Below are 14351 nucleotides of genomic sequence, written 5' to 3' on the forward strand. Positions count from 1 at the left end.
TATATTCACTTATTCATTCAGCGGCTTACATTATTTCGAACAAGGACATTGCCGATGCGCGCTAACATTTTACGTTATGCTAAAAACATCATGCTTTCGCTGCTGGCAATTTTTTTGTGCTTTGGGGTACTCGACTTTCTTTGGCTAGGGGTTATCGCAGACACCTGGTATCAGGTTGAAATGGCGCCGCTGCTAAGAGCGCAGTTTATTACTTGGCCCTGGGTCGTATTCTACGTGATGTATGGCTGTGTAGTTTTCGTTTTAGCTGTAGTGGCGAATAGAGACAAACCTCTACTTTATGCTGCAATAGATGGCGGCCTACTGGGCCTTGCGAGTTATGGTGCTTATAATCTCACCGCTTACAGTATTATCGAAGGATTCACACTAAACATTATGCTCATTGATTGGTTGTGGGGCACTACGCTAACAAGTGTTAGTGCCATGGCAGGCTGGCTTGGTTTTCAATCAAGATCAGCTTCATAACCCTATGACCATAAGCGTTGCCTAAAGGCATATTCTTGTGCGCAATAATTTCGTACTCACTTCTCCAAAGTTGTTTTAGCACACAATATCTGCTTTTTTCGCTGGCGCGCATATGGCATGATTGAGAATGAAAAATGTTCACCGGAAATCGAGAAACCCTTGAAGTTTGCCTTCCTTTTGCTTTTGTCGCTATGGTTCGTTCTTGTTAGTGCTGTGACCTCTGCGCAACAAGCTTCTTCTGATGTCGTCCCTCTCAACCGTTACTTTTCGCAAACGTGGAGTACGCAAAAAGGCCTGCCTCATAATAGTATTAATGCGCTTGCGCAAACCGCTGATGGCTATATTTGGGTTGCTACGTGGGAAGGTGTTGCTCGCTATAATGGGGTTGAATTCAAAGTATTTACTCGCGGCGAAGAAACGGGCCTGCCAGACTCCGGTATTCGTAGTCTTTCTTATCATTCGGCGACTAACGAATTGTTGGTGGCGGGAAGCCGAGGTGGGATAAGTTCGATAAGTGGTGGCCAATGGACCTCCCATCAACCTACACGTTCAATGGTTAACCATGCTTATAAGAGTCGTGACGGTTCTTTGTGGCTTGCCCTAGAAGATGCTGGTATGCAAGTAAGATTTAGCGATGGTACTGAAGCGCAGTTTCTAACCCATGCAAGCGGTTACCGCGTGATTGAAGATAAATTTGGTAGGGTGTGGTTCGGCACTAGCCAAGGGTTATTTAGCATAGATAGAAACGATCTTACGTTAGTTTCCCCTCCAAGGGAGGCACTTTCAGGGCCTATCTTTTCACTTGCGCTTGATCGCAATGGCTACGTATTAGCCGGTACAGAGCATGGTGTGTGGCAACACAGTGAAAAAGGGTTTTCGTCATTGCATCCTGGCTTAGCCAATGAATCGGTAAGTAGTATTTTATTGGACAGCCACAATAATATTTGGTTCGGTACGATAAATCACGGGTTGTACCGGTTAAGTGCGTTAGGTTTGGAAAAATTAGATGCCAGCGCAGGCCTTCCGAACAACCGTATCTTTTCATTATTGGAAGATAGCGAAAACAGTATTTGGGTGGGCACAACTGGCGGGCTATTTCGATTACGCCGGGCGCCTTTCACCACATTCACACAAAGCCAAGGCCTTAGCGGCGACTATATACGTACTGTGATGCAAAGTACGGATGGTAATATTTTTATAGGCGGAAGCGGTGGATTGGACGTGTTCGACCTGGCGCGCTTTTCGGCTATCGAATCGCCGCTTGCACGCCCGATTTCTGTGTTAAGTTTAGCGAATTTTTCTAACAATACTGTGCTTGTGGGTACCTATACCGATGGCGTTTTATTATACCAAAATGGTGAATTAACGCCCTATTTAAATAGAGCTCAAGGTTTGCCAAGCAATGAGGTAAGGGCAATGCTGCACGCGAAAGACGGCAGTGTGTGGTTTGCTACTGCCCATGGCCTAGCGCGGAAAAAAACCGATGGCTCTCTTACATTGTATGACGAAACCAACGGGTTGCCTGCGCACTTCACCATGGGGTTAACCGAAGATATACAGGGGCGGATTTGGGTTGCTACGGGTCTGGGTGCCGCCTACGTTAAAAATGACATTATCCATAATATAAGTTTTCCGCAGGATTCTGATGCCGAATATGCGTTTAGTTTTTATGCTGCCGAAGATGGTATGTGGATGGCCACCGACCGCGGTGTGGCTTTTTTCAATAATCAAACCAAAAACATCAGCTTTGTGGGTAAAGCACAAGGCATGCCCGTAGACAAAGTGTTTGCCATAAGCTTCGATGGCAGTGGGCGAGCGTGGATGAGTTCGAATCAAGGTATTATTCTTAGTTCGCTGGAAAGTCTACGTGCATCCATGGCCAACCCTGCACTTCCTCTTGATTTTGAACAATTTAAAGAAGAAGATGGGTTAGTTAGCATGCAAATGAACGGCGGCTCACAACCTTCTGTTTTTCATAGTGATAGCGATGACCTTTGGTTTGCATCGGCAAAAGGGTTAGCCACTATTCAACCCACTAACTTAGCGAAAATTAGTGAATTTCCAATACCTGTTGTAATAGAACAGGTAAAGCTTGATGGTAAAAGCCAACTATCCAATGAACTCACCGAAATGACGAGAATCCCCTCAGATATTGGTAGGGTAACCTTTACCTATGCTGGGCTTGGTTTTGCGATGCCTACCCGCATAGAATACCAAACGATGCTAGAAGGTTATGACACCCATTGGACCGACCGACATCAGATGCGAGTTACTGAATATACGAATCTTATGCCAGGCGCGTATACCTTTAAAGTGCGTGCCCGATATCCTGGTGGCATATGGCAAGAAGCTAACAACCCCCTTGAAATAGCAGTAGAGCCGCATTTCACCCAGACACTAGGGTTCAAGATCCTCGTTTTTGTATTAATTTGTTTAACGATTTTTATCGTATTTAGGTTGCGCTTTCACCACCTTAAAAAGTCGGAACTAACCCTTAAGCAACGCGTACAGGAACAAACAAAATCACTAGAACGGCAAACGAAATTATTTGAGTATCAGGCTACCCATGATGGCCTCACCGGAATTGCCAATCGCCGAGCCTTCGATGATGAATTAGTGAAATTTTGCACGCATGCCCGAACGCAAAATCAGCCGCTTTCGTTAGCCATTATCGATATTGATCATTTTAAGCAAGTAAACGATCAGCATTCACACCTCATTGGCGATAAGGTCATTGCAGAAGTCGCGCAGCAGATAAAGCTAGCGCTACCCAAAGACGCGATGTGTGCACGCTGGGGAGGTGAGGAGTTCACCGTCTTATTGCCAAACCTTGATATTACACAAGGCCGTGACCACGTTGATACAATTCGCCAAGCTGTTAAGCAACATGACTTTAGCAACATAGCGGATAAGCTTTGTATTAGTGTAAGCGCAGGTGTTGCGGGCCTTAATGCGGCTGGCGATTATGAAACACTGCTTAAACATGCCGATCACGCCTTGTATATTGCTAAACAGCAAGGCAGGGATAAAGTGATTAGCTATTGCTAATACCCCATCGCAATACGAATTAACGCCGATGCATCGTTACCCTATTGACCTTTTTTAATAGCGGGAAATAGGCGGTTTATTTGTCTGTTATTTATCTCTACCACTATCAAAATTGCTGTAAATTCGGTAGTATCCGCGGTCTTAATTTATTAACCAAAGCGGACTATGTTTGAAATAAACCCCGTTACGAATGCGATAAAAGATATCCGCGAGCGCACCGACGCGCTTAGGGGGTATCTTTGACTTTGATGCAAAGTCAGAGCGTTTAGAAGAAGTAAGCCGAGAATTAGAAAGTCCAGATGTTTGGAACGAGCCTGATAGAGCCCAGGCTCTCGGTAAAGAAAAAGTGGCGTTAGAGCAAATTGTAGACACTATCCACAATTTAGAACAAGGCACCGAAGATGTTGAAGGTTTGGTAGAATTGGCGGTTGAAGCCGATGACGAAGAGACCTTTAATGAAGCGCAAGGCGAGCTTGATAGCTTAATAGAAGCATTAGAAAAGCTTGAGTTTCGTCGTATGTTTTCTGGGCCAAACGACAGCAACGATTGCTATATTGATATTCAATCTGGTTCTGGTGGCACAGAAGCACAAGATTGGGCAAATATGCTACTTCGTATGTATTTGCGTTGGGGCGAAGCTCATGGCTTTAAAACCGAATTAATTGAAGTGTCAGATGGCGATGTGGCCGGCATTAAAAGTGCCACTGTTCGTATTCAAGGTGAGTATGCCTTTGGCTGGTTACGCACTGAAACCGGGGTTCACCGTTTAGTACGAAAATCGCCTTTTGATTCAGGCAATCGCCGTCACACGTCATTTTCTTCCGCGTTTGTGTATCCAGAAATTGACGACGATATAGATATAGACATCAATCCATCGGATTTACGTATTGATACCTACCGTGCCTCAGGGGCGGGTGGTCAGCACGTTAACCGAACTGATTCTGCTGTGCGTATTACCCATGAACCCACAGGTATTGTGGTTCAGTGTCAAAATGACCGCTCGCAGCACAAGAATAAAGATCAGGCGATGAAGCAGTTAAAAGCGAAACTTTATGAGTTTGAGCTGCAAAAACAAAACGCTGAAAAACAAGCGATGGAAGACAGCAAGTCTGATATCGGCTGGGGTAGCCAAATACGGTCTTACGTACTTGACGACTCCCGCATTAAAGATTTACGTACTGGCGTGGAAACACGTAACACTCAGGCCGTGTTAGATGGCGGCTTGGACAAATTCATTGAAGCCAGCCTGAAATCAGGGCTGTAAACCGAACTACGAAGTGAAAAGGTTATGACTGACCAACAAACTGACGATAACAAATTGATTGCTGAGCGCCGTGCAAAATTGAGCGCTATTCGTGAGCAGTGCCGTGCAAACGGTTTCCCTAACAGCTTTCGTCGCGAAAACTATGCCGATGAACTACAGGCTAAGTTCGGTGAATTTGATAAGGAAACTTTGCAAGAGCAGGGCAACAAGGTAAGCATTGCTGGCCGTATTATGGCAAAGCGTGGCCCTTTCATGCTACTTCAAGATATGACGGGTCGCATTCAAGCGTATGCTGACAAAGACACACAAAAAGCCCTTAAAGCCAAATATGGTGCATTGGATATCGGTGACATTATTGGCGTAGCGGGAGACTTGCACAAGTCAGGTAAAGGCGACCTTTACGTAAATATGGAGCAATACGAGTTGCTAACCAAAGCACTTCGTCCGTTGCCAGAAAAATTCCACGGTTTGAGCGACCAAGAAACTAAGTATCGTCAACGTTACGTTGATTTGATCACCAGTGAGCAAACGCGCAAAACCTTTATGATCCGCAGCAAAATCGTTAACGGTATTCGCAACTACCTTACCGAGCGTGACTATCTAGAAGTAGAAACGCCAATGCTACAGGTTATTCCAGGCGGTGCGACGGCTAAGCCGTTCGTAACACACCACAACGCGCTAGATATCGACATGTACTTGCGTATCGCACCAGAGCTTTACCTTAAGCGATTGGTTGTAGGCGGATTTGAGCGTGTGTTCGAAATTAACCGTAACTTCCGTAACGAAGGTTTATCAACCCGCCATAACCCTGAGTTCACTATGCTTGAGTTCTATCAAGCGTATGCTGACTACAACGATTTGATGAACCTAACGGAAGACATGCTGCGCACGTTAGCAGAAGATATTCTTGGTACCACCATTATTACCAATACAACTAAAGACGCCGACGGTAACATAACCCGTGAAGTTGAATACGATTTCGGGAAGCCGTTTGACCGCTTAAGTATGGGCGAGGCTATTCTCAAGTATTGGCCAGAAGCGAATGAAGCTGCTATCCGAGACCCTGAAGCCAACCTTGACGCACTTAAAGCGATGGCAAAGCAGCTTCACATTAAAGAGCCTGAGGTTGACGGTATTTGGGGCGCAGGTAAATACTTGTGCGAAATTTTTGAAGCCACAGCCGAAGAGAAGCTTGAACAGCCTACGTTTATTACTGAATACCCGTGGGAAGTATCGCCTCTGGCTCGTCGTAATGATAATAACCCGTTCATTACCGACCGCTTTGAATTTTTCGTAGGCGGTCGTGAATTAGCTAACGGCTTTAGCGAGCTTAACGACCCAGAAGACCAAGCTGAACGTTTTGCTAAGCAGGTTGAAGAGAAAGACGCGGGCGATGACGAAGCCATGCACTTCGACGATGACTATATTCGTGCACTTGAGTACGGCCTACCGCCTACGGCAGGTGAAGGTATTGGTATCGACCGTTTAGCTATGCTTTTTACTGATAGCTCTACCATTAAAGACGTTATTTTGTTTCCGCACATGAAGCCACAAGTATCTAAAGATACGGCAGAAGGGGATAAAGGCGAGTAAGTTAGCGTAGCAACGCCGCTATCCTATTATTTGCGATAGCGTTTTAACCTGCTCCACTAAAAGGGCATTAACGGCAACGTTAATGCCCTTTTTGTTTGCCATATTCACGATATAGCCATTTATTGCATCTATTTCTGTGGGGCGATTATAGTGAACATCTTGATGCATACTTGAATAGTTCGCCCCAGTTTTAAGCGCGACTGACACTATTAATTCTTCAAGCTCTACGGGGTCAAAGTGATGTCCGCAGGTCTTGGCCACAGTTACGAACTCACGGCAAAGCGTATGGCGTAATGTAGCAAACTCATCCATTGCTATAGCACGATTAGGTACATTATGGATAGCCGTCAGGGGGTTTATTACCATATTGACCGCCAATTTTCGCCATAGTGCCAACTCAATATTTCGCTCCCACGTTACGGGGGGCAATACCTGATCTAATAGTTGCACAGGTAACGGGGCAGCGCCTGAGTTAATTGGGCCAGACGGGGCAAAAGGTTCACCCGCCACACCTATTTGCATCCCGCCTTTACCCGTATAAATCACCGTATGGCTATCTTGCCTCATGGCGCCGTGACTTGTGGTAGCAAGCCATATGGGTTGATGCGAGGGGAGTAATTGCCTGGCAATTTCCTCGCCGCCCATACCGTTATGCATTAACACCACTGGCGTTTTTTTATCTAAAAGGGGCGCCCAAGGCAGTAGCGCCTCGCGTATTTGATAAACTTTTAGCGGTACAATTAACACATCATTTTCACTCAATTGCGGTTTCGTATCACGTATTGAATGAAGATGAATGCGTTCATTATCAGACCAATTAACATATTGTTTAAAGGCGGGGAGGTGGCGGGGATACATCACGTAATCAACATTATGTCGCGCAGCGGCAGCAGCTAGAAGGCTACCTATGGCGCCACTGCCGATAATATGTAAACAAGGAGAAAGTGCGCTATTGGTGATCATGATAGCGATTTAACGAATTAGTAGATGAGGCGCAACGCTTGGCCAGGGGAATGTCGTTGGCTCAGCTAGGCTAGTCACCCAAGAACGAATTTGCTCGTCAACAAAAAACTCCCCGTCTAGGATGGGGGCGGTAACACTGATTGGGTTATGTGGCATAGGCAGTGTTAATGACCACGCATGAAGGTGAAGACGGTCTGCCGGCTTCCCCCCATATAACGAATCGCCAATAATAGCTGCGCCAACACTTTTAAGCGCTACCCGGATTTGGTGGGTCTTACCTGTGTAGGGTTTTACGATAAAGCCTCTTATACCGGGTTTGGCAGAATAGCTAAAAAATTGTGTAACCGCAGGGTTATACTTCTCCTTCAATAGCATAAATTGGCCCCCGCGGCGGTTTTTCATATCGCCAATTATGCTGCCTTGTTTCTTCTTCGGCTTATCTGCGCTAAGCGCAAGATAAAACTTACTTACCGTTCGGCTTGCGAATGCTTCACCCACCAAAGCTGCAGTGCGCGCATCTTTTGCTAAACATAAGCAACCCGAGGTGCCAGTATCTAAACGATGACATAGATGAAGTTGCGGTATCCCGCATTGATGCTTAAGTAAGGTTACAATACCTTGATTGCCTACAGCGTCACTATCATGCATTGCTATCCCAGCAGGTTTATTGACGATAAGTAACTCGTCATCCTGATACAGTAAGGGAATGGCTAACATTTATACGCCATCAAGTAATTCAATGGCATGTTCGTAATCCAGTTCATCAACCGCATCTTCAAGAGATTGGCGGGTATGCTCAGATAGCGCTAAGTTATCTAACCATTCGTCTAACCTGTCTTGGGCGATAAACTCACTCGCTTTAAGGGCGGCCATCATTTGTGATTTGGCCTGCATAGCGAGTGCATCATCTGCTTTTGGAGAAGCATTGCCCGTAGGTTCAGAAGATAAAGCCGCGATACTTACAAGCGTTTCCTCAAGAAGCGAAATAAAGTGGGGGTAATCTTCGGGAAGCGTCTTTTCTGTTCTTACTGTGTTTTCTACTGACTTACTGGCGTGATGAAGGGCAAATAAGCCTAAGTTGCCGCTTACCCCTTTTAGGGTATGAAGAAGCGAGTAAGCCTTGTCAAACTCGCCCTGGCGCATAAGCGACTGTAAGTCATCGTTTAATGAGCGATATTCGTCTGAAAACTTATTCAGTAAGGTTAACAACAGTGTTCTATTACCACTTAGCTGAGACATTCCGAAGTCAATGTCTAAGACTGCTGCCGACTGATCCATGTGCGTTCCTTAAAGCTATGATGTAACTTAGTCTATTTCAGAAATAAGTAAAATAAAACAATCATAGCAAGTCAACGCAAGTAAAGCGCTAAAAAGTCTGGTAATCTTCGATGAATTGTCGAGCGTAAAGACTTTTTGTCTAGGTGTGCTCAGCAGCACATTAGCGGTTATTAAGAAGGATTAAGCATGTCAAAAATGCTGGTTACTCGTATTATCACAGCAATTATTGTTCTAAGCGCAATGACATCATGTCAAAGATTAGAAACTGAAACGCCAAAGACTACCTCCGCGGTTTCCATAGATTATGAAAAGTACACATTAAGTAATGGTCTAACGGTAATCTTGCACGAAGACCACTCAGATCCGCTAGTGCATGTAGATGTTACCTATCATGTAGGCTCAGCACGTGAAGAGGTCGGAAAGTCAGGTTTTGCTCATTTCTTCGAGCATATGATGTTTCAAGGATCGCAGCATGTGGCCGATGAGCAGCACTTCAAGGTTATTACCGAGGCTGGCGGCAGCTTAAATGGGTCTACGAATACCGATCGCACAAACTATTATGAAACTGTACCGGCCAATCAACTAGAAAAAGTTCTTTGGTTAGAGGCTGATCGTATGGGGTTTCTTTTAGAAGCGGTAGATCAAACCAAGTTTGAGAATCAACGGGAAACCGTTAAGAACGAACGCGCTCAGCGCGTAGATAATCAGCCCTATGGCCTAAGACACGAGTTAAATGCAGAAGCACTGTATCCAGAAGGACACCCATACTCGTGGATGACAATTGGCTATGTTGAAGATTTAGATAGAGTGAATGTTGGCGACCTGAAGGCGTTTTTTAAGCGCTGGTATGGCCCTAATAACGCCGTACTCACCATTGGTGGTGATATTGATATTGAGCGTACAAAAGCGTGGATAGAAAAATACTTCGGTGATATTGAACGAGGTCCAGAGGTAGAAGAGCCCGAGCCCCAACCGGTTACGTTAGAACAAACCCGATATATGACGTTAGAAGATAACGTGCATTTACCTCTTTTACAGATAACCTTTCCGACCGTGTATGCTAGACACCCAGATGAAGCCCCTCTCGATGTTCTTTCTGACATTTTAGGGGGGGGAAAAGCCTCGTTGTTTTATAAAAATTTGGTAAAAGAAGGTATGGCGGTTCAAGCAGTAGTTTCCCACCCTTGTCGTGAACTCGCCTGCGAATTCCAATTGCTTGCCCTTGCAAACCCTGCAAAAGTAACGTCACTTAAAAAATTAAAAGCGGTGATGGATGCAACCTTGGCAGAATTTGAAACACGGGGCGTAACTGCGGATGACCTAGCACGCACTAAGGGCAGTATTGAAGCATCAACGGTATTTGGCCTGCAAAGTGTAGCAGGTAAAGTTACCACGTTAGCCAGTAACGAAACCTTCCATCAACAACCAGACTTAGTCGCACAAGATATCGCTCGCTACAATGCGGTTACCGCCGACGATGTTATGCGCGTTTATCGAAAGTATGTAAAAGATGCGCATAGCGTAGTGTTAAGTGTGGTCCCCAATGGACAGCCACAGTTAGCCGTCCACAAACCCACGTTTGAACGTCCCACTCGCCACATTCCCGATACCAGCGAAACTGAGCTGGCGAGCCAATTTAGTGACTTCTCATCGCCAGTCTCAAGTTTTGATAGAAACATAACCCCAAGCGCCGGTGAACCGCCTGTGGTACTTGTCCCTGACTTCTGGGAACGTAGTTTAGAAAATGGCATCAACGTACTTGGCGTAACTATGGATGAGACACCCACAGTTACTATGACTATCAGCATGGATGGCGGCATGCTGTTAGATCCTAAAGGCAAAGAAGGGTTGGCATACCTTACTGCGCTAATGATGAATGAAACTACCGAGCGATACACCAATGAAGATATGGCCAACGAACTGGCAAAATTAGGCAGCTCGATACGATTTAGTGCAACCGGAAGATACTCTCAAATATATGTGTCTTCACTAACCAAGAATATTGAACCAACCTTGGCATTATTAAACGAAAAACTGTTTAGTCCTGCGTTTTTACCTGCTGATTTTGAGCGGATGAAAGAACGGGTATTGCAGGGTTTGCAGCAGCAAGCTAAAACGCCATCAAGCTTGGCACGAAGAGCAAGAGATTTAATATTGTTCGGGGATGAAAACCGCATCAGTAAACCGGATGAGGGTACCATAGCGTCGGTACGCAATATTAGCCTAGAAGATGTAAAACAGTTTTACAAACAATACTATTCACCAGCAAAAGCCACTGCTGTTATCGTAGGCAACCTTCCTTCTGAACGAGCAATAAAAGCGCTCACATTCATTGGGGAATGGCAGGGTAAAGAATATGAATTTGCTGATTATCAAGCGTTTCCTAAGTATCAGCAAAATCAGATATTCCTCGTGGACAGCCCGGCTGCAGTGCAGTCTGTAGTGTACGTGGTTCAGCGGGCGCTTCCTTACGATGCCACCGGTGAATACTTTAAAACGCGACTGATGAATTTCCCGCTAGGTGGTGGTTTTAATAGCCGGATTAACTTGAATTTACGTGAAGATAAGGGCATTACTTACGGCGCGAATAGCGCGTTTTTGGGTGGCAAAACAATAGGTTGGTTTGAGGTTAGCACTGATTTAACCGCCTCTGAAACGGCTGTGGGGATAAATGAAATTTTTAATGAAATAGCGAATTATGTAGACCATGGGCCTACGGAAGATGAGTTGCGATTTATGCGAAACGCCTTCACTTTAAGCGACGCATTAGAATTTGAGACACCCACAAGCAAAGCAAGGTTTTTACGGCAATTACAAAACTTTGACCTGCCTAAGGATTATCGAAGTGAACAAATTCGCATTATTCGCGATATCTCTAAGCAAGAAGTGCATAATCTCGCGAGACAGTATCTTTCACAAAATACAATGCAAGTTATTGTTGTAGGTGATAAAGCCACTGTACTACCTCAGTTAACCTCACTCGATATGCCGATTATTGAATTATCGGTAGAGGAAAACACCAGAGAAACGGTACACTAGTGCTTGTGCCGAGGTTGAAATAAAGGTTTCGACTTGAATTTAATTTGTTGTTCCCCATAACGAGGGGAACAATTACTTCATGGACATGAACATTGACTGTAGATTCAACATGTTTCAATGAGCGCTTATCAGCGCTTCAAACACCAGCGTTTTTATCCGCATTAACGCAGATTAAACGTGGTGTAGAGCGTGAAGCGCTCAGAATTAAGCCTAGCGGGGCGCTATCCCAATCTCCTCACCCCAAGGCGTTAGGCGCTGCATTGACGCACGATACAATAACTACCGACTTTTCTGAGTCTTTGCTTGAATTTATTACGCCTCCTGAGAGTAAAACGTCGACGACTATCGAACAACTACAGGACATCCACCGCTATGTTATTGACAATATAGGGGATGAACAAATATGGCCGCTAAGTATGCCCTGCTTTATAGAGGACGAGGCGCATATTCCTATTGCTTATTTTGGCGAGTCGAACGTAGGGAAGATGAAGCGCGTTTACCGTATAGGGCTTAAGAACCGCTACGGAAGTATGATGCAGGCCATCGCCGGGGTGCACTTTAATTTTTCACTTCCTGATACGTTTTGGAAGTTGTGGGCGGACTTAAATGGCGAAACCTATAGTCAAGATCAAACATCAAAAGACTACTTTTCCCTGATTAGGAATTATCGACGTTTTTGTTGGTTAATTCCCTTTTTGTACGGTGCGTCGCCAGCGTTGTGCGGCTCGTTTTTAAAAGGCAAAGAGCATGCGTTGCCTTTTAAAAAGGTAGGTAAGGGCACGTATTATATGCCCTATGCCACCTCATTACGAATGAGTGATTTAGGTTATACCAGTGCTGAGCAATCATCATTGAAAATTTGCTACAACCAACTGGATAACTATGTCAGGCTGCTTCGTGAAGCTATGGAAACGCCGTCTACTCGCTTCAGTCAGTTTGCTGCGGGGGAAGAGGGAAATTACCAGCAACTCAGTAGAAATATACTTCAAATTGAGAACGAGCTTTATTCACCAATCCGGCCTAAGCAACCAACACAGTCTACAGAGAAGCCCACAGACGCATTGGTAAAGCGTGGAATAAACTACATTGAAGTACGCGCTTTAGATGTTAATCCTTATTCAGCTGTGGGAATTAGTCAAACTCAGTTTGATTTTCTCGATGTATTTTTATTAACGTGTTTGCTGATGCCGAGCGCAGAGCTTGATGAAGTTCAGCTAAATGAAGCGAAAGACAACATGAACCGCGTTGTATTGGAAGGCAGAAAACCAGACTTAATGCTTAACTGTGGTCAGCAAGAGATATCGATGGCCCAGTGGTGTGAAACGTTGTTTGAACAATTTAAACAGGTAGCAGCAGTGCTAGATAAAGCCCATGATACTACCCGTTATGTAGATGCGGTATCGAGCGAGTGGGAAAAGGTAATTGACCCTGCAAAGGCGCCATCAGGACAGCTACTTAACGAATTGATTGTGAATGATAAAGACAACGGAATATTTGGGTTAGAATTGGCTGAGCAATACCAAGCTAGTATGAAGGCATTCAATTATGTTCATACTGATGCAGAGGGGTTCGAGAAAGCAGCTGAACAATCGCTAAAAGCGCAAGCAGACGTTGAGCAAGCCGACTCCGTGGACTTTGATAGTTTTATCAAAAGCTATTTCAACGAACCGCCAGCTAAAAAAAATGCCTGACAAATATCAGGCATTAAAAGGTTCCAGGGAAACACACATTTTGCTAGAACATTAATTAAGACAAGTTATGTATCAAAAGTTCAGAAAATGGGTAATTTTTTTTAGTTCGTTAGTCGTTGCTTTTCCGCTACTTATCGCCGGATGTTCAACAACGCCGCCGAAAGATAGCAGTAACCTTTGCGAAATTTTTTACGAAAAAGACGATTGGTACGACGCCGCCGCTGATGCAAGAGATCAGTGGGGGGTACCTATCCACGTGCCAATGGCAATGATGTATCAAGAAAGCTCATTTCGGCATGACGCATTACCCCCCAGAGACTATGTATTCTTCGGATTAGTACCGTGGGGCCGCGTGAGCTCAGCATACGGTTATTCACAAGCCAAGACACCCACTTGGCAAGACTATATTCGTGAAACGGGCAATAGTGGCGCAGATAGAGACGACTTTGATGATGCAATAGACTTTATGGGGTGGTTTATTTATAAATCTCAAAAGGTTAACGGCGTTTCAAAATGGGACGCTTACGCGCAGTATTTGAATTACCATGAAGGTTGGGGAGGCTATAAACGTAGAAGTTATGATAGAAAGCCCTGGTTGAAAAAGGTAGCGGCAAGAGTAAAAGCGCGTTCTTTACGCTACGCTACACAACTTAAAACCTGTGAGGAAGACCTGCAGAAAGGCTGGTTTATGAAGCTATTTAGCTAGTATAGGGTAAACCTCAAAGTTAATTTAGCTATAGCCCCGTAGTGCCAAACTATGGGGGAGCTAGTTCCTTAATTAGCCCCAACTCAACTAGCATTTGCCAGGCAACAGGTTTACAGGACACCCACAGCTTTTTAGACACCCACCCCCTCCAGCTTTCTCTAGAAAGTTAGACACCCACTTGTCTGTGAGTTAATTTCGGATAAATACCTATCCTTGCGTCCAGTTACATGTTCAACATTGTTTCGCCATAATACGTATTCTGATAACTCACTTTAGGCGTTTACCT

At 44.9% G+C, this 14351-nt stretch carries 10 protein-coding genes; 7 read left to right on the top strand and 3 right to left on the bottom strand.

Going from position 1 to position 14351, the window contains the following annotated elements:
* Positions 1–54: 54 nt before the first annotated feature.
* The 4 genes from GTH32_RS11875 to lysS all read left to right on the top strand — a co-directional run bounded on the left by GTH32_RS11875 (position 55) and on the right by lysS (position 6388).
* Positions 55–483 carry a DUF2177 family protein gene (locus tag GTH32_RS11875; protein WP_163085979.1) on the top strand — a complete coding sequence of 143 codons (429 nt, stop codon included), beginning with the start codon at positions 55–57 and terminating at the stop codon, positions 481–483.
* A gap of 117 nt (positions 484–600) precedes the next feature.
* Complete coding sequence (locus GTH32_RS11880) at positions 601–3531, top strand: ligand-binding sensor domain-containing diguanylate cyclase (RefSeq protein ID WP_163085981.1); 2931 nt, start codon at positions 601–603, stop codon at positions 3529–3531.
* A 165-nt stretch (positions 3532–3696) separates the two neighbouring features.
* Positions 3697–4795 (top strand): peptide chain release factor 2 gene (gene prfB, locus GTH32_RS11885; protein WP_163085983.1). Its coding sequence is split into 2 segments (ribosomal slippage): positions 3697–3771 and positions 3773–4795, totalling 1098 coding nucleotides; the frame shifts between segments, so codons are not numbered across the junction.
* 24 nt (positions 4796–4819) lie between these two features.
* Complete coding sequence (lysS, locus tag GTH32_RS11890) at positions 4820–6388, top strand: lysine--tRNA ligase (RefSeq protein WP_163085985.1); 1569 nt, start codon at positions 4820–4822, stop codon at positions 6386–6388.
* 18 nt (positions 6389–6406) lie between these two features.
* Here the strand turns inward: lysS and GTH32_RS11895 are convergent, their stop codons facing one another.
* The 3 genes from GTH32_RS11895 to GTH32_RS11905 are packed head-to-tail and all read right to left on the bottom strand — an operon-like array spanning position 6407 to position 8629.
* Complete coding sequence (locus tag GTH32_RS11895) at positions 6407–7351, bottom strand: ketopantoate reductase family protein (RefSeq protein ID WP_163085987.1); 945 nt, start codon at positions 7349–7351, stop codon at positions 6407–6409.
* A gap of 9 nt (positions 7352–7360) precedes the next feature.
* Positions 7361–8068: a pseudouridine synthase gene (locus GTH32_RS11900; protein ID WP_163085989.1), complete on the bottom strand. Its 708-nt coding sequence runs from the start codon at positions 8066–8068 to the stop codon at positions 7361–7363.
* On the bottom strand, positions 8069–8629 hold the full coding sequence (locus tag GTH32_RS11905) for an Hpt domain-containing protein (RefSeq protein WP_163085991.1): 561 nt from the start codon (positions 8627–8629) through the stop codon (positions 8069–8071).
* 186 nt (positions 8630–8815) lie between these two features.
* Between GTH32_RS11905 and GTH32_RS11910 the strand changes: the two genes are divergently transcribed.
* The 3 genes from GTH32_RS11910 (at position 8816) to GTH32_RS11920 (ending at position 14065) form a co-directional block, all read left to right on the top strand.
* On the top strand, positions 8816–11668 hold the full coding sequence (locus GTH32_RS11910) for a M16 family metallopeptidase (protein WP_163085993.1): 2853 nt from the start codon (positions 8816–8818) through the stop codon (positions 11666–11668).
* 92 nt (positions 11669–11760) lie between these two features.
* Entirely contained in the window at positions 11761–13359 is a 1599-nt protein-coding gene (gene gshA, locus GTH32_RS11915; protein ID WP_163085994.1) for a glutamate--cysteine ligase, read from the top strand.
* 67 nt (positions 13360–13426) lie between these two features.
* Entirely contained in the window at positions 13427–14065 is a 639-nt protein-coding gene (locus GTH32_RS11920) for a transglycosylase SLT domain-containing protein (RefSeq protein ID WP_163085996.1), read from the top strand.
* Positions 14066–14351 lie beyond the last annotated feature (286 nt).

The sequence above is a fragment of the Alteromonas profundi genome (assembly GCF_010500865.1).
GTDB lineage: Bacteria > Pseudomonadota > Gammaproteobacteria > Enterobacterales > Alteromonadaceae > Alteromonas > Alteromonas profundi.

Excerpts from the sequence above, each read along its gene's own strand:
- GTH32_RS11875 (WP_163085979.1), top strand. The coding sequence starts at position 55 with ATGCGCGCTAACATTTTACGTTATGCTAAAAACATCATGCTTTCGCTG.
- GTH32_RS11880 (WP_163085981.1), top strand. The coding sequence starts at position 601 with ATGATTGAGAATGAAAAATGTTCACCGGAAATCGAGAAACCCTTGAAG.
- lysS (WP_163085985.1), top strand. The coding sequence starts at position 4,820 with ATGACTGACCAACAAACTGACGATAACAAATTGATTGCTGAGCGCCGT.
- GTH32_RS11895 (WP_163085987.1), bottom strand. The coding sequence starts at position 7,351 with ATGATCACCAATAGCGCACTTTCTCCTTGTTTACATATTATCGGCAGT.
- GTH32_RS11900 (WP_163085989.1), bottom strand. The coding sequence starts at position 8,068 with ATGTTAGCCATTCCCTTACTGTATCAGGATGACGAGTTACTTATCGTC.
- GTH32_RS11905 (WP_163085991.1), bottom strand. The coding sequence starts at position 8,629 with ATGGATCAGTCGGCAGCAGTCTTAGACATTGACTTCGGAATGTCTCAG.
- GTH32_RS11910 (WP_163085993.1), top strand. The coding sequence starts at position 8,816 with ATGTCAAAAATGCTGGTTACTCGTATTATCACAGCAATTATTGTTCTA.
- GTH32_RS11920 (WP_163085996.1), top strand. The coding sequence starts at position 13,427 with ATGTATCAAAAGTTCAGAAAATGGGTAATTTTTTTTAGTTCGTTAGTC.